The sequence below is a fragment of the Pseudoduganella aquatica genome, from assembly GCF_009857595.1.
GTDB lineage: Bacteria > Pseudomonadota > Gammaproteobacteria > Burkholderiales > Burkholderiaceae_D > Rugamonas > Rugamonas aquatica_A.
The window spans coordinates 382,426-402,112 of sequence record NZ_WWCU01000001.1 but is presented as its reverse complement, the minus strand read 5'-3'; the positions used below and the strand labels follow the sequence as shown (position 1 = coordinate 402,112).

General features: G+C 65.0%; 15 protein-coding genes. 7 read left to right on the top strand and 8 right to left on the bottom strand.

What is annotated here, in order from left to right; all coding sequences use genetic code 11:
• Window positions 1-220: 220 nt before the first annotated feature.
• Complete coding sequence (gene uvrA, locus GTP77_RS01905) at window positions 221-3,082, top strand: excinuclease ABC subunit UvrA (RefSeq protein ID WP_161070452.1); 2,862 nt, start codon at window positions 221-223, stop codon at window positions 3,080-3,082.
• A gap of 6 nt (window positions 3,083-3,088) precedes the next feature.
• Window positions 3,089-4,000, top strand: coding sequence for an AraC family transcriptional regulator (locus GTP77_RS01900; RefSeq protein WP_161070451.1), 912 nt, complete (start codon window positions 3,089-3,091; stop codon window positions 3,998-4,000).
• Between the two features lie 48 nt (window positions 4,001-4,048).
• On the opposite strand, the gene GTP77_RS01895 is transcribed toward GTP77_RS01900, so the two are convergent.
• Window positions 4,049-5,851, bottom strand: a complete 1,803-nt coding sequence (locus tag GTP77_RS01895) for a DUF885 domain-containing protein (RefSeq protein ID WP_161070450.1) — start codon at window positions 5,849-5,851, stop codon at window positions 4,049-4,051.
• 208 nt (window positions 5,852-6,059) lie between these two features.
• Between GTP77_RS01895 and GTP77_RS01890 the strand changes: the two genes are divergently transcribed.
• The gene (locus GTP77_RS01890) at window positions 6,060-7,493 is read left to right on the top strand and encodes an aldehyde dehydrogenase family protein (protein ID WP_161070449.1); all 1,434 of its coding nucleotides are present in this window, start codon (window positions 6,060-6,062) and stop codon (window positions 7,491-7,493) included.
• 12 nt (window positions 7,494-7,505) lie between these two features.
• Here GTP77_RS01890 and GTP77_RS01885 read toward each other — a convergent pair whose 3' ends face one another.
• The 3 genes from GTP77_RS01885 to GTP77_RS01875 form a co-directional block, all read right to left on the bottom strand.
• Window positions 7,506-8,186, bottom strand: coding sequence for a 2-hydroxychromene-2-carboxylate isomerase (locus GTP77_RS01885; RefSeq protein ID WP_161070448.1), 681 nt, complete (start codon window positions 8,184-8,186; stop codon window positions 7,506-7,508).
• A 210-nt stretch (window positions 8,187-8,396) separates the two neighbouring features.
• On the bottom strand, window positions 8,397-9,017 hold the full coding sequence (locus tag GTP77_RS01880; protein WP_161070447.1) for a TetR/AcrR family transcriptional regulator: 621 nt from the start codon (window positions 9,015-9,017) through the stop codon (window positions 8,397-8,399).
• 85 nt (window positions 9,018-9,102) lie between these two features.
• Window positions 9,103-10,962, bottom strand: a complete 1,860-nt coding sequence (locus GTP77_RS01875; protein WP_161070446.1) for a phosphoenolpyruvate carboxykinase (GTP) — start codon at window positions 10,960-10,962, stop codon at window positions 9,103-9,105.
• A 345-nt stretch (window positions 10,963-11,307) separates the two neighbouring features.
• Between GTP77_RS01875 and GTP77_RS01870 the strand changes: the two genes are divergently transcribed.
• Entirely contained in the window at window positions 11,308-12,312 is a 1,005-nt protein-coding gene (locus tag GTP77_RS01870; protein WP_161070445.1) for a D-2-hydroxyacid dehydrogenase family protein, read from the top strand.
• A gap of 239 nt (window positions 12,313-12,551) precedes the next feature.
• On the opposite strand, the gene GTP77_RS01865 is transcribed toward GTP77_RS01870, so the two are convergent.
• Entirely contained in the window at window positions 12,552-13,304 is a 753-nt protein-coding gene (locus GTP77_RS01865) for an L-asparaginase (protein ID WP_161070444.1), read from the bottom strand.
• Window positions 13,305-13,469: 165 nt separating this feature from the next.
• On the opposite strand from GTP77_RS01865, the gene GTP77_RS01860 reads away from it, so the two are divergent.
• Entirely contained in the window at window positions 13,470-13,955 is a 486-nt protein-coding gene (locus GTP77_RS01860) for an asparaginase domain-containing protein (protein ID WP_161070443.1), read from the top strand.
• A 34-nt stretch (window positions 13,956-13,989) separates the two neighbouring features.
• Window positions 13,990-15,525: a class I SAM-dependent methyltransferase gene (locus tag GTP77_RS01855; RefSeq protein ID WP_161070442.1), complete on the top strand. Its 1,536-nt coding sequence runs from the start codon at window positions 13,990-13,992 to the stop codon at window positions 15,523-15,525.
• A gap of 68 nt (window positions 15,526-15,593) precedes the next feature.
• Here GTP77_RS01855 and GTP77_RS01850 read toward each other — a convergent pair whose 3' ends face one another.
• Together GTP77_RS01850 and dinB are read right to left on the bottom strand one after the other, a co-directional pair.
• Window positions 15,594-16,490, bottom strand: coding sequence for a recombination-associated protein RdgC (locus GTP77_RS01850; protein WP_161070441.1), 897 nt, complete (start codon window positions 16,488-16,490; stop codon window positions 15,594-15,596).
• Between the two features lie 58 nt (window positions 16,491-16,548).
• Complete coding sequence (gene dinB / locus GTP77_RS01845; protein ID WP_161070491.1) at window positions 16,549-17,715, bottom strand: DNA polymerase IV; 1,167 nt, start codon at window positions 17,713-17,715, stop codon at window positions 16,549-16,551.
• A gap of 122 nt (window positions 17,716-17,837) precedes the next feature.
• Here dinB and GTP77_RS01840 point away from each other — a divergent pair, with 122 nt between their 5' ends.
• A complete protein-coding gene (locus GTP77_RS01840; RefSeq protein WP_161070440.1) occupies window positions 17,838-18,296 on the top strand; it encodes a nuclear transport factor 2 family protein in 459 nt (152 codons plus the stop codon).
• Between the two features lie 10 nt (window positions 18,297-18,306).
• Here GTP77_RS01840 and GTP77_RS01835 read toward each other — a convergent pair whose 3' ends face one another.
• Window positions 18,307-19,581, bottom strand: coding sequence for an MFS transporter (locus GTP77_RS01835; protein ID WP_161070439.1), 1,275 nt, complete (start codon window positions 19,579-19,581; stop codon window positions 18,307-18,309).
• Between the last annotated feature and the right edge of the window lie 106 nt (window positions 19,582-19,687).

Sequence of the window (19,687 nt, the reverse complement as noted above, 5' to 3'; positions counted from 1 at the left end):
TCCTGTTGAACTGCGGCCGCGCGCGGCGGGCTGTCATTTGCTTAAACGACGATTATAAGCGAAGGCAAGGCCCTGCCCATTTTTAAGAATACTGGTATTATATACAGTATATTGAACCGTGCGCCTTGATCTGCATCAAACAGCGCGAGGCGGCGCGGATCAAACCCGGCTATAGTAGCGGGTTCACCCCGTTCGCCCTCCTTTATCCAAGGCTCAGACAATGGAACAGATCCGCATCCGCGGCGCACGCACGCATAACCTCAAGAACATCAACCTCGATCTGCCGCGCAACAAGCTGATCGTGATTACCGGCCTGTCCGGTTCCGGCAAGTCCTCGCTGGCGTTCGACACGCTGTACGCGGAAGGCCAGCGCCGCTACGTGGAATCGCTGTCGGCCTATGCGCGCCAGTTCCTGCAGCTGATGGAAAAACCGGACGTGGACCTGATCGAGGGCCTGTCGCCGGCCATCTCCATCGAGCAGAAGGCCACCTCGCACAATCCGCGCTCCACGGTGGGCACGGTGACCGAGATCCACGACTACCTGCGCCTGCTGTTCGCGCGCGTGGGCACGCCCTACTGCATCAACCACCCGACCCACGCGCTGGCCGCGCAGACCGTGTCGCAGATGGTGGACGCGGTGCTGGCCATGCCCGAGGGCACCAAGCTGATGATCCTGGCGCCGGTGGTGGCCAACCGCAAGGGCGAGCATGTGGACCTGTTCGAGCAGATGCAGGCCCAGGGCTTCGTGAGGTTCCGCGTGCAAAGCGGTACGCATGACGCAAAAATCTACGAAGTGGACGACCTGCCCAAACTGAAGAAGACCGAAAAGCACACCATAGCCGTGGTGATCGACCGCGTGAAGGTGAACCCGGAAATCAAGCAGCGCCTGGCCGAGAGCTTCGAGACCGCGCTGCGCCTGGCCGATGGCCGCGCCGTGGCGTATGAGATGGATACCGCGCAGGAGCATGTGTACTCCAATAAATTCGCCTGCACCGAATGCGGCTACTCGCTGCAGGAGCTGGAACCGCGCCTGTTCTCGTTCAACAATCCGATGGGCGCCTGCCCCGAGTGCGATGGCCTGGGCCATATCGAATTCTTCGATCCGAAGCGCATCGTGGCCTTCCCCAACCTGTCGCTGGCCTCCGGCGCCGTGAAGGGCTGGGACCGCCGCAACCAGTTCTACTTCCAGATGCTGACCGCGCTGGCGGAATACTACGAATTCGACCTCGACACGCCGTTCGAGCAGCTGCCGAAGAACGCGCAGGAAGCCGTGCTGCACGGCTCCGGCAAGCAGTCGATTCCGTTCGCCTACATCAATGAGCGCGGCCGCACCGTGGTCAAGGAACACACCTTCGAAGGCGTGGTGAACAACCTGTCGCGCCGCTACCGCGAAACCGATTCGATGGCGGTAAAGGAAGAACTGGCCAAGTTCATCAACGAGAAGGAATGCCCGGCCTGCGCCGGCGCGCGCCTGCGCACGGAAGCGCGCTATGTGAAGGTGGGCAGCGGCAAGCAGCAGCGCGCCATCTTCGAGCTGTCGCGCAAGCCGCTGCGCGATTCGCTGGAGTATTTCGAGCAGCTGGAGCTAACCGGCGCCAAGCGCGAGATCGCCGACCGCGTGGTGAAGGAAATCATCTCGCGCCTGAAGTTCCTGAACAACGTGGGCCTGGACTATTTGTCGCTGGACCGCAGCGCCGACACGCTGTCCGGCGGCGAAGCGCAGCGCATCCGCCTGGCTTCGCAGATCGGTTCCGGCCTGACCGGCGTGATGTACGTGCTGGACGAGCCGTCCATCGGCCTGCACCAGCGCGACAATGACCGCCTGATCGAAACCCTGAAGCACCTGCGCGACATCGGCAACAGCGTGCTGGTGGTGGAGCACGACGAGGACGCGATCCGCACCGCCGACTATATCGTCGACATGGGCAAGGGCGCGGGCGTGCACGGCGGCGACGTGATCGCCTCCGGCTCGCTGAAGGACATCCTGAAGAACAAGGAGTCGCTGACGTCGCAGTACCTGAGCGGCGCCAAGAAAATCGAAGTGCCGAAGAAGCGCCACCAGTTCGACGAGGAGCGCCAGCTGGTGATCACCGGCGCCACCGGCAACAACCTGAAGAACGTCACGCTGCAGCTGCCGGTCGGCCTGATGACCTGCATTACCGGCGTGTCCGGCTCGGGCAAGTCCTCGCTGATCAACGACACGCTCTACCCGGCCCTGTCGCGCCACCTGTACGGTTCACAGACCGAGCCTTCGCCGCACGACACCATCAGCGGCCTGGAACACTTCGACAAGGTGATCGCCGTGGACCAGGCGCCCATCGGCCGCACGCCGCGCTCGAACCCGGCCACCTATACCGGCCTGTTCACGCCCATCCGCGACCTGTTCGCCACCGTGCCCACTTCCAAGGAGCGCGGCTACAGCGCGGGCCGTTTCTCCTTCAACGTGAAGGGCGGTCGCTGCGAAGCCTGCCAGGGCGACGGCGTGATCAAGGTGGAGATGCATTTCCTGCCGGACGTGTACGTGCCGTGCGACGTCTGCCACGGCAAGCGCTACAACCGCGAAACGCTGGAAGTTCACTACAAGGGCAAGAACATCACCGAAGTGCTGGACATGACGGTGGAAGACGCGCACGAATTCTTCAAGCCGGTGCCTGTCATCGCGCGCAAGCTGCACACGCTGCTGGACGTGGGCCTGGGCTACATCAAGCTGGGGCAGAGCGCCACTACGCTGTCGGGCGGCGAGGCGCAGCGCGTCAAGCTGTCGCTGGAGCTGTCCAAGCGCGACACGGGGCGCACGCTGTACATCCTGGACGAGCCGACCACCGGCCTGCACTTCCACGACATCGACCTGCTGCTCAAGGTAATCCACCGCCTGCGCGACCAGGGCAACACGCTGGCCATCATCGAACACAACCTGGACGTCATCAAGACGGCGGACTGGATTGTGGACCTGGGGCCGGAAGGCGGCGCGGGCGGCGGCCAGATTATCGCCGCCGGTTCGCCGGAAGACGTGGCGGCCAACCCGGCCAGCGTGACGGGCAAATACCTGGTCCCGCTGCTCAAGCCGGCCAAGAAGAAGTAAAGCGCCATGGACAGGGACGCGCCGGACCGGCTGGGGCGCATGATCGCCATCGTGCAGCAACTGCTGCCGCACGATGGCCGCGCCGAAACGGCGGTGCCCTTCCTGTCCCTGCTGCGTTCCTCGCAGCCCACGCCCATCACGCGCGGCGTGCTCAAGCCCTCGTGCTGCGTGATCCTGCAAGGGAACAAGCGCGTGCACCTGGCCAGCGAAGTGCTGGACTACGGGCCCGGCCAGTACCTCGCCGTGTCGGTCGACATGCCCGCTTCCGGCCACGTGGTCAACGCCACCCCGGAGCAGCCCTACCTGTTATTGAATATCGAATTCGACCCGGCGGAAATCGCCGCCGTTGTGCTGGAGGCGCGCATCGATCTGCATGACGGCGCGCAGCCGGTGCGCGGCGCCTTCGTCGGCGAAACCGATGCGGCGTTGCAGGAGGCCTTGTGCCAGCTGGTGCGCTTGCTGGATATGCCAAATGCACCGCCGCAGGAAGCGGCTTTTCTGGCCGTGGGACTGAAACGGGAAATCATCTACCGGCTGCTGACCGGCCCGCACGGCCGCCAGCTTTATCAGAACGTGGTGCTGGACCAGCAGGACCGTGGCATCAGCAAGGCCATTGCCTGGCTCAAGGAGCGCTACAACCAGCCGGTGCTGGTGGAGGAGCTGGCGCAGGCCACCAATATGAGCGTGTCCAGCCTGCACCACCGGTTCAAGGCCGTCACCACCATGGGGCCGATGCAGTACCAGAAGCAGCTGCGCCTGCAGCAGGCGCGCACGCTGCTGCTCAATGGCTGCGCCGACGCCGCCACGGCGGCCTACCAGGTGGGCTACGAGAGCCCGTCCCAGTTCAGCCGCGAGTACCGGCGCCTGTTCGGGGCGCCGCCGATGCAGGATGTGAAGCGATTGCGATCAGCGGTGTGACAGTGGTGACGCATGCTTGGCGGGTTACGCGCGACGCGCTAACCCGCCCTACCCTGCTACGCGCGTGGCGCCCTTCTTCTCCGTTTCCACCCATTCCTTGATGTGCGACTCCAGCACGTCCATCGGCAGAGCGCCTGCGCCCAGCACCTGGTCGTGGAATTTGCGGATGTCGAACTGGCTGCCCAGCTCCTTCTTCGCGTAGTCGCGCAGCGACAGGATTTTCAGCTGGCCGATCTTGTAGCCCAGGGCCTGGCCCGGCCAGACGATGTAGCGGTCGGTCTCGCTCTGCACGTCCACTTCCTCGATGCCCGAATGGTCGTGGAAGAAGTCCACCACCTGCTGGCGGTTCCATTTCTTGTAGTGCAGGCCGGTGTCCACCACCAGGCGGATGGCGCGCAGCATTTCATCCTGCAGGTGCCCGTAGTAGCTGTAAGGGTCTTTGAAGAAGCCCAGTTCTTCGCCCAGGCGTTCCGAGTACAGCGCCCAGCCTTCGGCATATGCCGTGTAGTTGCCCTGCTGGCGGAAGCTCGGCAGCGCTTCGATCTCCTGCGCGATGGCGATCTGCATGTGGTGGCCCGGCACGCCTTCGTGCAGCGCCGTGGTTTCAATGCCGATGATGGAGCGCTTGGCAAAGTCGCCGGTGTTGACCATTACGCGGCCGGCGCGCTTGCCGTCCGGCGAACCCTGCATGTAGGAAGCGGCGGCTTCGCCCTTTTCGCGGAACTGCTCCACCTGGCGGATTTCGACTTTGCCCTTGGGCAGGATGCCGAACTGCTGCGGCAGCTGGGTGTACATCTGGTCCGTGTATTTCTGGTACAGGTCCACGATCTCCTGGCGCGATTTCGGGTGCAGCTTGGGATTCGCGGCCAGGGCCTTGTTGAAGGCCTTCAGGTCGTGGAAGCCCTGCTTCTGCGCGACGCCCAGCATCTGCGCTTCGATGCGCGCCACTTCGGCCAGGCCAAGCTGGTGGATCTCCTCCGGCTGCATGGCCGTGGTGGTGGAGGACTTGGCCTTGAAGCTGTAGCGCGCAGCGCCGTCCGGCAGCGACCACATGCCCACCTCCTTGCGGCCGTGCGGCAGATACTGGGTCTTCACGTAACCGGCCAGCTTCTTGTAGGCAGGCGCCACGTCCTTCTGCACGGCCGCCAGGATCTCCTTGCCGAGGCGCGCCTTGTCGGCGCTGGAGAACTCTTTCGGGAATTTTTTCAGCGGCTCGGCAAACGGCGAAGCGGCGGCCTTCATCGCGGCCACGTCCTCGCACTGCTTGACGATTTTCGGGATCAGGAACTTGGGCGGCATCAGGCCGTCGCGCACGCCGTTCTCCATCTGCACGCGGGTGTCGTCGAACAGCTTGGGCAGCGTGTGCAGGCGCTTGATATAGTCCTCGTAGTCCTTCACGGTTTCAAACGGCAGCGCGGAGACGATTTGCGGCAGGTCGATGTGGATGCCGGAGTTCTGCGCCAGCGGCATTTCCCAATCCTTGAAGCGCGCAGCTTCGGCACTCTCCCGCAACTGCCGCAGCATCAACTCATGATTCAGCTTCTCCTGCAGCGGAAAACCCGAGCTGTCGACCGCCTCGAAGCGTTTCAGGAATTCCAGCGTGGCTTTGGCGTCGGCGTCGATGCCCGCTTGCGAAAAATCGGACCACTTGTCGTTGTAGCGCTTGTCGCCCAGCAGCGAAGCCCACTCGGGGCTGTTGCGCATGCTGTACTCCCACTGCTCCTTGATCAGGCTGTTCAGGGCAGCGCGGCGGGCTTCCAGGTCCGGGGCCGGGGTCTGCGCATGCGCGGCGCCCAGCATCAGGGAAAACAGCAGCGCGCTGGCGGCGCCGATGCGAGTCATTTTTGTCATGGTGGCTTAACGATAAAGATTGGTGAGCATGCACTGTATGCGAACACCATGCGCGGCGGGGCGCGATTCCGACGAAACGTAAAAAGCCGGGCTTGAATTGCAACATGGGCGGACAAGCAGAATCAGGCAAACATGCGGCAGGAACGCATCTGTTGCGGCAGCGCCGCGCTTTTTAGAATGGCTGCACCTTACTTCAGGAGCAAACAGCATGCGCATCATCGACCAGATCTACATCAATGGCCAGTTCACCACGCCGCACGGCAGCGAGCTGGGGGACCTGATCAACCCCACCACAGGCGAACTGACGGGCCAGGTTCGCCTGGGCGACGTGGAAGACACGCGGCGCGCCATTGCCGCCGCCAAAGCGGCATTCCCCGCCTTCTCCCGCAGCACCATTGCGCAGCGCGGCATGTATTTGGAACGCCTGCACGACGCGGTGCTGGCGCGCGCCGATGAAGCCGCCGCCGCCCTGATGGAGGAATACGGCGGCACCTACGCCGGCAGCATTGCGCGCTCGCAGTACACGGCGAAGATGTTCCTGGACGTGAAGAAGGTGATGGAGGAACACGCCTTCGTTAAAACCGTGGGCAAATCCAAAGTGGTGCTGGAGCCGGTGGGCGTGGTGGGCGTTATCACGCCGTGGAATTCCAGCGCCTGGTTCGTGGCCAACAAACTCGCCACCGCGATCGCGGCCGGCTGCACGCTGGTGATCAAGCCCAGTGAACTGAGCGCGCTGCAAACGCAGATACTGGCCGAGTGCCTGCACGAGGCTGGCCTGCCGCCGGGTGTGTTCAACATCGTCAACGGGCGCGGCGACGTGGTGGGCGCGGAAATCAGTGCGCATCCGGACATCAACAAGATTTCCTTCACCGGCTCCACGGCGGTGGGCAAGGCCATCGCGCGCGCGGCGGTCGACAGCATGAAGCGCGTGACACTGGAGCTGGGCGGCAAGAGCGCCAACGTGCTGCTGGACGACGCGGACTTCGAGAAGGCCGTGCCGATGGCGATCCAGGCCTGCTATATGAACAACGGCCAGGCCTGCATCGCCGGCACGCGCCTGCTGGTACCCGCGCACCGGCTGGAACAGGTGAAGCAGCTGGCCAAAGCCGCGGCGGAAGCGGTGGTGGTGGGCGATCCGCGCAACCCCGCCGTCACGCTGGGTCCCATGGTCACGCGCAAGCAGTTCGAGCGCGTGCAACACTACATCCGCACCGGCATCGCCGAAGGCGCCGAACTGCTGACGGGCGGCCTCGGACAGCCTGCGGGCCTGGAGCAAGGCTGGTTCGTCCAGCCCACCGTGTTCGCCAATGTGACGCCGGACATGACCATCGCCCGCGAGGAGATTTTCGGACCGGTGCTGTCCATCCTCAGCTACGAAACCGAGGAGGAGGCGGTGGCGATGGCCAACGACACGCCTTACGGGCTGCAGGCCTACGTCAGCTCGACCGATCTGGCGCGGGCCGGCCGCGTGGCCTCGCAGCTGGTGGCCGGACGCGTCCATATCAACGGCATCCACGACGATCTGATCGCGCCGTTCGGCGGCTTCAAGCAGTCCGGCATAGGCCGCGAGTTCGGGCCGTATGGGCTGGACAGCTATCTGGAACCGAAAGCCATCCTGGGCGAATCGGCGCAATACGCCTGAGCGTCCGGCGTTTCAGGCGCCCGCCACGCGCGGCGCCGTGCGGTGGCCCAGGCTGGAGACTATCCTGGGCTTGCGCGCCCAATAGCTCCAGGACACGCCGCCGCCGGCCAGCCACGCTTCCAGCTGGCCGAAGCGGTCGAAGCCCCAGAACGGCTCCTTGTCCGCGATCACGAAGGGCGAACCGAACACGCCGCGCGCCATGGCGTCCGAGGTTTCCTGTTTCAGCAGCTCCTTCACTTCGCGCGAGCGGATGGCCGCCAGCACCGCGTCCGCCGGTATGCCCAGGCCGGCCGCGATACCGCCCAGCACTTCGTCGTCCGCCAGGTCCACGCGGTCGGCGAAATAGGCGTGCATGCAGCGCTTGGCATAGCGCACTGCCTGTTCTTCACCGTACTGCTGCCGTATCCAGAGCATGGCGCGCGGCGCGCCGAGCAGCAATTGCGGGAAAGTGGCGGGCTGGCGGTAGGCGATGCCGTGCTGGCGCGCCGTGCGGTCTATATCGTGCAGCACGTAGTGGCCCTTGATGGGCACCATGGGCAGGGGCATGCCGCCGGTTTCCTGGAACACCGCCGCCATCATGATGGGATGCCAGCGCACCTGGCGCCGGTGGCGCGCCGCCAACTCGTCGATGCAGGTGGCGGCGAAATAGCCGTAGGGCGAGGCAAAGTCGAAATAAAAGTCGATAGCGTCCATGGCGGCGCTCCGTTCAGATGACGCCGAAATCGTCGTTGCGGTCCGGCAGCGCGCGCAGCGTCTGCGCCAGGCCGGGACTGAGCAGCAGGGCGCAGGCCAGCGCCAGCAGGAAAAGTGCTTTGGTCATGATGATCTCCTTCGTCAACTTTCGCACAGGTGTGCGAAATTAGTTCCAAAAAAATACCGCGCGCGGCGGCGGCCCACACTGCCCTAGCCCTGGTAGCTAAAGCTTCTGTACGTCGAAATCAGCCGGCTGAAGGCAATCTGCATGCGCTGGACCGAGGTGGGGTCGCGCATGAAGCGCGCGTCGTGCAGCAGGCCCACGATCAGGCAGTAAATCTCGAACACCAGCTGCTGCGGATCGGTATCCGGACGCAGATGGCCCAGCTCCACCGCCTGCAGCACCGTCTTGCGCAGCGACGCGCGCCAGCGCTCCACGCCCTGCTGCAAACGCTCGCGCAGCGGGCTGTCGCCCAGGTCGTCGAACTCGAAGGCGCCCGCCGTGTACAGGCAGCCGGTGCGCGGACCCAGCGTGCAGGAGCGCTGCAGCCACAGGTTCACCTGCGCCATCAGGCGCGGCAGGCCTTGCGGCAATTGCAGCGATGGCATGAATACTTCGGCGGCGAAGCGGCGGTCGTACTCGTCCATCACCGCGCCTTGCAAGGCCTCGAGCGAGCCGACGCGGGAAAACACGCCGCTCTTGCTCAGGTCCAGCCGCTTGGCGATCTCGCCCAGCGACAGCTTGCCGATGCCGTCCGCCAGCGCCATGTCCAGCGCGGTTTCGATGATGGCGGCGTAGGTGGCTTCGCTTTTTGCGGTGAGAGTATCCATGGACTTACTTTAGCACACCTGTGCGAAATGTCCATTAAAAAATGGCGCGCCGTCGGGCGCGCCATTTTTTTGGAAGGCTGCCAGCTTAGTTGGCCAGGCGCTTCTCGATTTCAGCCTTGGTGGCGACCAGCTCTTGCGGCAGGTGGTAGGCCAGCTTCTCGAACAGCTCGGCGTGCAGCTTCAGTTCTTCGTTCCAGGCCGCCTTGTCGATCGAGGTGATCTGCTGGAACTGCTCCGGCGTGAAGTCCAGGCCGTCCCAGTTCAGGTCCTTGAACTCGGGGGTGAGGCCGAACACGTTCTCTACGCCGCTGGCGGTGCCTTCGATACGCTCGAGCATCCACTTCAGCACGCGCATATTGTCGCCGAAGCCAGGCCAGACGAACTTGCCTTCCGCGTCGGTGCGGAACCAGTTCACGCAGTAGATCTTGGGCGCGTTGGCGGCGCCGATCTTCTGGCCCAGGTTCAGCCAGTGCTGGAAGTAGTCGCTCATGTTGTAGCCGATGAAGGGCAGCATGGCGAACGGATCGCGGCGCACCACGCCCATCTGGCCGGCTGCGGCGGCGGTGGTTTCGGAGCCCATGGTGGCGGCCATGTACACGCCCTCCACCCAGTTGCGGGCCTCGGTCACCAGCGGCACGGTGGTCGAACGGCGGCCGCCGAAGATGAAGGCCGAGATCGGCACGCCGGCCGGATCGTCCCAGGCCGAATCGATGACCGGATTCTGGGTCGCGGCCACGGTGAAGCGCGCGTTCGGGTGGGCGGCCTTGGTGCCGGACGCCGGGGTCCAGTCCTTGCCCTGCCAGTCGATCAGGTGCGCAGGCGCTTCCTTGGTCAGGCCCTCCCACCACACGTCGCCTTCGTCGGTCAGCGCGACGTTGGTGAAGATGGTGTTCTCGCCCAGGCAGGCCATGCAGTTCGAGTTGGTCTTGGTGTTGGTGCCGGGGGCCACGCCGAAGTAGCCCGCTTCCGGGTTGATGGCGTACAGGCGGCCGTCCGCGCCCGGCTTGATCCAGGCGATGTCGTCGCCGATGGTGGTCACTTTCCAGCCGTTGAAGCTCTTCGGCGGGATCAGCATGGCGAAGTTGGTCTTGCCGCAGGCCGACGGGAAGGCGGCCGCCACGTAGTGCTTCTTGCCTTCCGGCGATTCCACGCCCAGGATCAGCATGTGCTCGGCCAGCCAGCCGGCGCCCTGGCCGGACTGCGCTTCCTGGAAGCCCATGTTCGAGGCGATGCGCAGCGCGAAGCATTTTTTGCCCAGCAGCGCGTTGCCGCCGTAGCCGGAGCCGTAGGACCAGATTTCGCGCGTTTCAGGGAAGTGCACGATGTATTTGGTGGCGTTGCACGGCCAGGCCACGTCCTGCTGGCCTTCGGCCAGCGGCGCGCCCACGGTGTGGATGGCGGGCACGAAGTCGCCGTCGGCGCCCAGCACGTCGTACACGGCCTTGCCCATGCGCGTCATGATGCGCATGTTGACGGCCACGTAAGGCGAATCGGACAGCTCGACGCCGATATGGGCGATCGGCGAACCGAGCGGGCCCATCGAGAACGGCACCACGTACAGGGTGCGGCCGGCCATGCAGCCGTCGAACAGGCCGTTCAGGGTGGTGCGCATTTCAGCGGGCGCCATCCAGTTGTTGGTCGGGCCGGCTTCCTCTTTGGTTTTCGAGCAGATAAAGGTGCGGTCCTCCACGCGGGCCACGTCGGTCGGGTCCGAGCAGGCCAGGTAGGAATTCGGACGCAGGTCCTGGTTCAGCTTTTTCATCGTGCCGGCCGCCACCATCTCGGCGCACAGGCGGTCATACTCTTCTTGCGAGCCGTCGCACCAGTAGATGCGGGCCGGACGGGTCAACGCGGCTACTTCCGCCACCCAGTCGATGAGTTTCTGGTGTTTGATGTAAGCTGGGACGTTCAGGGCTGCAACGCCAGTCATAACGGGCTGATTCATGTTACCTCCAATGCCAATAAAGAATTCTTGTCTTGTCCCGGCACGGCAGATCGTCGTCAGCTTATGGCTTGCGCTCGGAAAGGCATTCTTTAATGCTTCGGCGGTACGGCGGTCATGTCGGTGCACCCGTTGGCCGGGCGCGCAGCATCTATCATGTAACAGTGCTGATGGAACGTATTGCGGAAACCCACTGTCGGGCTTCAAAGTGCTGGGGATTGTACACCCGGGCTCCCGCGGTTTCGGCAAAATTGTAGGAAAATTGGTTGAGTAAAGTAGTAAGCTATTCCCGGATTTAGCAAAGCCGTTATTTCGCTACGAAACCCTGTCAAAATTACTTGGTACATTATGAAGATAGCAATCTTGGACGACTACCAGGACGCCACCCGCGGCCTGGATTGCTTCCGCCTGCTCGACGGGCATGAAGTCAAAATATTCAACAATTCCAGCCGCGGCACGGGCCAGCTGGCGACGCGGCTGGCGCCGTTCGACGCGGTGGTGCTGATACGCGAGCGCACCGAATTGACGCGGGCGCTGCTGGCCAGGCTGCCCAATCTGAAGCTGATTTCGCAGACCGGCAAGGTCAGCGGCCACATCGACGTGGCGGCCGCCACCGAGCTGGGCATCGCCATCGCCGAGGGCGTGGGCTCGCCCACCGCCCCGGCCGAGCTGACCTGGGCGCTGATCATGGCGGCGCAGCGCAAGATCGTGCCCTACGCGGCCAATCTGCGCGGCGGGCTGTGGCAGACGGTGTCCAATTTGCCGCAATACAACACCCTTGGCACGGTGCTCAAGGGCCGCACCTTGGCGATCTGGAGCTACGGCAAGATCGGCAAGCTGATCGCGGGCTACGGCAAGGCCTTCGGCATGAAGGTCATCGTGTGGGGCGGCCAGGCCAGCCGCGACGCGGCGGTGGCGGACGGCTACGCGGCGGCGGCGTCGCGGGAGCAGTTCTTCGCCGAGGCGGACGTGCTCAGCCTGCATTTGCGGCTGGCCGAAGCGACGCGCGGCGTGGTTACGGCGGCCGATCTGGCGCGGATGAAGCCGACGGCGCTGCTGGTCAACACCAGCCGGGCCGAGCTGATCGCCGAGGGTGCGCTGGAAGCGGCGCTGCAGCTGGGCGCGCCCGGCGCGGCCGCGCTCGACGTGTTCACCAGCGAGCCGCTGGCGCCGGACAGCCCGCTGCTGCGCATGCCCAACGTGCTGGCCACGCCCCACCTGGGCTACGTGGAAAAAGACAGCTACGAGCTGTACTTCCGCCATGCCTTCCAGAACCTGGCCGACTTCGCGAACGGCGCCTGCACCACCATCCTCAACCCCGGCTACACCGCCCACCAGCGCCAGGCAGACTGAGCCGCACTTCCCCAGTTCGGGGTCAGACCCCGAATGTCAGAAAATGCGGCTCAGGTCGTCTGTGGGAAAAGTCCGGAATACGCCGGAGTCTGCGCTGCCGGCAAATTCCAAACACTGACCCGGCCCCGCAAATCTACGGGGAGCAAAGCGGGCTGAGCCGCAATTTGATGCCTTCGGGGTCAGACCCCGGGGGAAGGAAAATGCGGCTCAGGCTGCTTGTAGGGGGAGTCTGCGGCGTGTCAGAGTTCGGGGATGCCGGTGAAGTTGGGACGGGGCGTGGGCGGGGCGTGGACTTTGCTCCATAGGCCGGCCCAGCCGGGTGGCCAGGCGATGTCGGGACCGCTGTACGGGGGCAGCGTGGCGCGCACCGGGATCACCGGCACCGGCGGCATCGCCGTCAGCGGGCCGCCGTCCGGACGCGCCATGTCCAGGCTGTACATATAGCCGGGCAGCAACTGCTCGCAGACCTGCTCGAACCAGGCCGTGTGGTCCTCGTCCCGGCCCAGCGCCTGCGCCAGCCCTTGCGGATCGAAGCGCGCCAGCGCGTCGATCAGCTCGCCCGTCCCGGCGCCCGGCATGTCGCCCCAGCCCATCACCGGGTTGACGTTGTAGTCGGCGCCCGAGCCATACCAGCCTTCGCGCCAGGAACGCTGCATCCAGTCGCGCTGGCCGGTGAACAAATGCCAGCGCCAGTGCAGCCCGGACGGCTTGGGCCAGGCGTACAGGTACAGCTTCTGATAGCCGGCCCGGTGCAGCTCGCGCACCATCGCCATCAGCCGCGCATGCGGCATGCGGTCCGGCGGCGCGCGCCGGAACAGGATCGCTTCGCCATCGGCGAACTGCACTTCGTCGGTGGACAGGTTCAGGTCCAGCGTGCGCGACTCGCTGCCAAAGCGCGCCGCGATCCAGCCGGTCAGCAAATTGACGGCCGTTATCACGCCATAGCCGCGATGGCGGTGGAAAATCACAGTACCGGGAGCGAGCGCTTTCATCTTGGGGGCCGGGCAAAAGAAACCAGTGTAGTAGCAGTATGCCGAAGTTTCCAGATGAGTGTGTCCATTCCTTCCGCGCGCGCGACACGTTATCATGCGCTGTTTCGGCGTTTTTCTGCTGTTTTTTCCACTGCTTACGCCTTCCCCACTTTACCGGATTCCATCATGACCCTGCGCATCATCGCCACCGGCGGCACCTTCGACAAGCATTACAACGAACTGAACGGCACCCTGGCCTTCGCCGACAGCCACCTGCCGCAAGCCATCGCCCGCTCGCGCATGACCATAGGCGCCACCCTGGAGCAGCTGCCCCTGCTCGACTCGCTCGACATGCAGGACGCCGACCGCGAGCGCGTGCTGGCGTCCTGCCGCGCCGCCGCCGAAAAAGCCATCGTCATCGTGCACGGCACCGACACCATGAAGGAAACCGCCGCCGTGCTGGGCGCCGCCGCGCTGGACCAGACCATCGTGCTGACCGGCGCCATGATCCCCTACGAGATCGCCAACTCGGACGCGCTGTTCAACCTCGGCTTCGCCTGCGGCGTGGCGCAGACCCTGCCGGCCGGCGTCTACGTGGCCATGAACGGCCGCATCTTCAGCTGGGACAATGTGCAGAAGAACCGTGCCGCCGGCGTGTTCCAGCCTCTGTAAAATACCCCATCTACCCTATCACCCAGGAGCCCGAATGTCTGAATGGTCCGCCGGCTATGTAGCCGATATCGGTTACACCTATGGCCTCTACCCTGAACTGAATCCGCTGCGCATCAAGCTGGCCTTCCTGCACGCCGGCCTGGCCTGCCCGGAAGTGGGCACCGCCTGCGAACTGGGCTTCGGCCAGGGCATCAGCGTCAACATGCATGCCGCCGCCTCCGTCACGGAATGGCACGGGACCGACTTCAACCCATCCCAGGCCGCCTTCGCCCAGGAACTGGCCACCGCCTCCGACGCCCACGCCCAGCTGCACGACCAGGCCTTCGAGGAATTCTGTAGCCGCCCCGGCCTGCCCGATTTCGACTTTATCGGCCTGCACGGCATCTGGAGCTGGATCTCGGACGCCAACCGCGCCGTCATCGTCGACTTTGTGCGCCGCAAGCTGAAGCCGGGCGGCGTGCTCTACATCAGCTACAACACCCAGCCGGGCTGGGCCGCGATGGCGCCGGTGCGCGACCTGCTCACCGAGCACAGCCAGGTGATGGCCACGCCCGGCAAGGGCATCGTGCCGCGCATCGACGAATCGCTGGCCTTCGTCGAAAAACTGTTTGCCACCAAGCCGGGCTTTATCACCGCCAACCCGGGCGTCAGCGCGCGGATCGAGCGGATGAAAGGCATGAACCGCAACTATCTGGCGCACGAATACTTCAACCGCGACTGGGTGCCGATGTCCTTCGCGGCCATGGCCGACCAATTGGCCGATGCCAAGCTCAGCTTCGCCTGCTCCGCGCATTACCTGGACCACATCGACGTGGTCAACCTGAGCGCCGAGCAGCAGGCCCTGCTGGCCGAGATACCGGACGCAATGTTCCGCCAGACCGTGCGCGACTTCATGGTCAATCAGCAGTTCCGCAAGGACTACTGGGTGCGCGGACCGCGCCAGCTATCGCCGGCGGCGCAGCAGGATCTGTTGCGCAAGCAAAAAGTCGTTCTGGCGCTGCCGCGCAGCAAGGTCGAACTGACGCTGGCCAGCCCGCTGGGCGACGTCACCTTGCAGGAGGCGGTGTACAAGCCGGTGCTCGACTTCCTGGCCGACCACCAGCACCGCAGCATCGCCGAGATCGAGGCGGCTTGCCGGCCGCAGGGGCTGGCGTCGGCGCAAGTCATTCAGGCAGTGTTCATCCTGACCGGCGCCGGCAGCCTGGCCGCAGTCCAGGACGACCATGCCATCGCCGGCGCACGGCCGCAGACGGAGCGCCTGAACCGCCACTTGTGCCAGCTCGCCCGGACCGGCACGGAGGTAAACTACCTGGCCTCGCCGGTGACCGGCAGCGGCATGCAGCTGGACCGCTTCAACCAGCTGTTCCTGCTGGCTCAGATGCAGGGCAAGCGTCAGCCAGCCGACTGGGCGGCATTCGTGGCCGACATCCTCGATAGCCAGAGCCAGCGTCTTCAGAAGGAAGGCAAAGCGCTCGACAGCGAAGCGCAGCAGGCCGAATTGCAACGCTTGGCCGGCATCTTTGCCGAGCAAGTCCTGCCCCTCCTGAAAGCCCTGGGCATCGCCGCCTGAAGCACGGCCAAGTAAAAAAAACCCCGCCCGGCGCAAACCGGGCGGGGTTTTTTATTCCCGATGGGACATCAGGCTTTCGCTTCGCCGCCCAGGGCTTCGACCACGTCGGCCATCATCTTGCTCAGCTCGCCGGTCATCAGCATGAAGTCGCCGTCGAAGCGCTCGTCGTCGTTGCGGGTGCTCGATTCGGTTTCCTTCAGCACGTCCAGCGGCTTGATGCCTTTCAGCGCCAGCGACTCGGTCAGCGTGAAGGAGATCTTGCTTTCCCAGGTCATGGCCAGGCGGGTGCACTGCTTGCCGGCGGCGATGTGGCGGCGCACTTCGTCCGCTTCCAGCGTGTGGCGCACGTAGCGCACGGCGGCCTTGCTCTCGCCGGTGGCGCGCAGCTCGGTGTCCATGTCGACCGTGAAGCCGGACGGGGAATCGTCGGCCTGCAGCCATTCGGTCATCACGCCCACCGGCGAGCGCTGCACGCGCAGGCTTTCCAGCGGCATGCGGTCGACCGCCTTCAGCAGCAGCTTGATCACTTCGTCGGCCTTGGCCGGGCTGGCGGCGTCCACCACCAGCCAGCCGTTGACCGGGTCGATCCAGGTCCATACATTGCCGCGGATCGAGAAGGCGCGCGGCAGCAGCTCGTCGGCCACGCGTTCCTTCAGTTCTTTCATGGCTTTCTTGCCGGGAGCGAAACCTTGCGCTTCTTCCATCTCGGCGGCGCGGGCCTTGGCCACCTGGTTGATCACGGTGGCCGGCAGCAGCTTTTTCTCGGTGCCCAGCAGGATCAGCATCTGATTGTTCACCACGTGCACCAGGCCGCCGTTCGGGCGCGGCTTGTCCCAGCCCTGGCGCAGCAATTCATTGCTGCTGGCCGGCGAAAAAGCGTTGGTGCTCAGCGCTGCTTCGAGTTGTTCAGGAGTAAATGCCCAGGGCGCGGGCAGACGGTAGATTTGCAGATTCTTGAACCACATATTTGAGTTTGCCTTTGTTCAACTAAATTCTGGGGGAACGACATTTTACACGCGCGCGTTACAGGTCCGCGAAAAGTTCGCCCTGCCTGGGCCGGGGTGTTGCGGATAGGTCCAGTCCGGGGTCGTCCATGCTGGACAGCGCGCTGATTTTCACCCCCAGCAGGCGCAGGCGCTGGTCCAGCGGCACCCGCCGCAGGCATTCCCCGGCGGCGCGCCGGATGGCGGCCGCGTCGGCCGTGGGCAGCGGCAGCGTCACGTCGCGCGTGGCGCGGCTGAAATCCGAATAGCGCAGCTTGATGCCCACCGTGCGGCCCACGTAGCGCTTGCGCGCCAGGTCCTCGCCCAGGCGCTGGCACAGCCGGGTGAAGATTTCCGACAGCGCCACCCGGTCGTGCTTCGCGTGCAGGTCGCGCTCGAAGGTGGTTTCGCGGCTGATGGACTTGGGCTCGTGGCTGGTGACCACGGCGCGCTCGTCCTGCCCGTGCGCCACGCGCTTGAGCCAGCTGGCGTAGTTCAGGCCGAAGTGCTCCTGCAGCAGCGCCTCGTCGGCGGCGGCCACCTGGCCCACCGTGGTGATGCCGAGCGCGGCCAGCTTGGCGTCCGCCTTGGGGCCGATGCCGTTTACCTTGCGCACCGCCAGCGGCCAGACCCGGCTGGGGATGTCCTCGTACGACACGATGGTCACCCCGTCCGGCTTGTCCAGTTCGGAGCAGATCTTGGCCAGCAGCTTGTTGGGCGCCACGCCGATCGAGCAGGACAGCCCGGTGGCGTCGCGCACCGCCTGCTTGATGCGCAGCGCCAGCGCGCGCGTCTCCTCCGGGTGCTCGCTCAGGTCGATGTAGATTTCATCGATGCCGCGATCTTCGATATGGGGCGCGATCTCGGCCACGGCGGCCTTGAACAGGCGCGACAGGCGGCGGTAGGAATCGAAGTCGGTCGGCAGCAGCACCGCGTCCGGCGCCAGCGCGGCCGCCTTCATGGTGCCCATGGCGGAAAACACGCCCAGCGCGCGCGCCTCGTAGGTGGAGGTGGTGACCACGCCACGGCCCACGTAGTCGCGCAGGCGCGAAAACTGGCGCGTGCCGTCCGGCAATAGCACCGGCTGGTGGCGCGCGCCGCCGCCTATCACCACGGCCTGTCCGCGCAGTTCCGGATAGCGCAGCAGCTCCACGGACGCGTAGAAGGCGTCCATGTCGAGGTGGGCAATGCGGCGCGTTTCGGCCATGGCGGAACGGGACAGATATAACGATACTGTAATTATATACAGTATCCAGCGCCATTGCCACAGCGGCCGGGTTCGTGTTCTCATGGGGTTCTCTTGCCAACTTTCCAAAAGGGCTGGACCACATGAAACGTACTCTGCTGTTACTGACCCTGGCGCTGCTGCCCTTCCTTTCCCGCGCCGCCGATACGGCGGACCGGCAGGCGGTAGAACGAGCGGTGCTGGACTATATCGAATCGCAGCACAAGGCGGACCCGGCGTTGATGGCGCGCGGCCTGGACGAGCAGCTGGCCAAGCGCACCTACTGGCAGGCGGCGGACGGGACGGAATTCGTCATGCAGACGGACTATGCGACCATGCTGAAAGTGGCCAGGACCTTTAACAAGGACGGCAATAAATTCCCGCAGCCGCCACGCGTGGAAATCAAGATCCTGGACATCGACAAGCGGGTCGCCACCGTGAAGCTGACCGCCGACGAGTGGATAGACTATATGCACCTGTACAAGAACCAGCGCAGCGAATGGAAGATCATCAACGTGCTGTGGCAGTACCACGATGAAAAGCGGCAGACCAGCCGCAAGTAAGGCAAATGCACTAGATTCGTGACGGGCGCCGCACGCAGGCCAGCACCAGCACGCCGCCCGCCGCCAGGCTGGCGGCCACCAGGTAGATGCCGATGGCGGGGCTGCCGGTGGCGTCCTTCACCGCGCCCACCAGGTAGGGGCTGGCGAAGCCGGCCAGGTTGCCCACCGAGTTGATCAGCGCAATGCCGGCCGCCGCCGCCGCGCCGCCCAGCATGCCGGTGGGCAGGCTCCAGAAAATGGGGAAGGTGCTCAGGATGCCGGCCGTGGCCAGGCTCAGCGCCAGCAGGGCCGGCAGCGTGTCGTGGCCGTACCAGGTGCACAGCGCCAGACCGGCCGCGCCCAGGAAGGCGGCGATGGCGGCGTGCCGGCGGCGCTCGCCGCTGCGGTCCGAATGGCGCGCGGCCAGCACCATGGCCACCGCCGCCACGCCATAGGGGACGGCGGTGAGCAGGCCGATCTGGAACACGTCCTGCACGCCGGTGTTGCGCACCAGCTGCGGCAGCCAGAAGCTCACGCCGTACAAGCCCATCACGAACAGAAAGTACACCAGCGCCAGCAGCCACACGGCGCCGCTGGCGAACAGCCGGCGCAGCGGCAAGTGCTGCCGTTCGCCGCCGTCCGCCGCGACGGCCGCTTCCAGGTATTGCTTCTCGCCTTCGCTGAGCCAGCGCGCGCCGCGGATGCCGTCGTCCAGGTAGAACAGCGTCCACACGCCCAGCAGCACCGAGGGCACGCCTTCGAGCAGGAACAGCCACTGCCAGCCTTTCAGGCCGAGGTCGCCGTCGAAGGCGCGCATGATCCAGCCCGACAGCGGCCCGCCCACCACGCCCGCCACCGCCACCCCGCTCATGAACAGCGCCACGATGCGGGCACGGCGGCCGGCCGGATACCAGTAGGTCAGGTAGAGGATGATGCCGGGGAAGAAGCCGGCCTCCGCCACGCCCAGCAGGAAGCGCAGCACGTAGAAGCTGGCCGGCGTGGCGGCGAACATCAGCGCGGCCGAGATCAGGCCCCAGCTGACCATGATGCGGGCGATCCAGATGCGCGCGCCCACCTTCGCCATCAGCAGGTTGGACGGCACCTCGAACAGGAAGTAGCCGATGAAGAAGATGCCGGCGCCCAGGCCGTACACGGTGTCCGAATACTGCAGGTCGGCCTGCATGCCCAGCTTGGCGAAGCCGACGTTCACGCGGTCCAGGTAGGCGGCCACGTAGCACAGGAACAGGAAGGGGATCAGGCGGCGGCTGATCTTGCCGTACAGGGTGTCGGGGTTGATTTTATCCATGAGCAATGATTGCATACTGCGGGCCATTTCGCGATATTGCAGCAAGTCAGCGTGGCGCTGTTGTGCCTGCTTCCGGTCTAGCATCGGCATGCCGGACGTCCGTCCG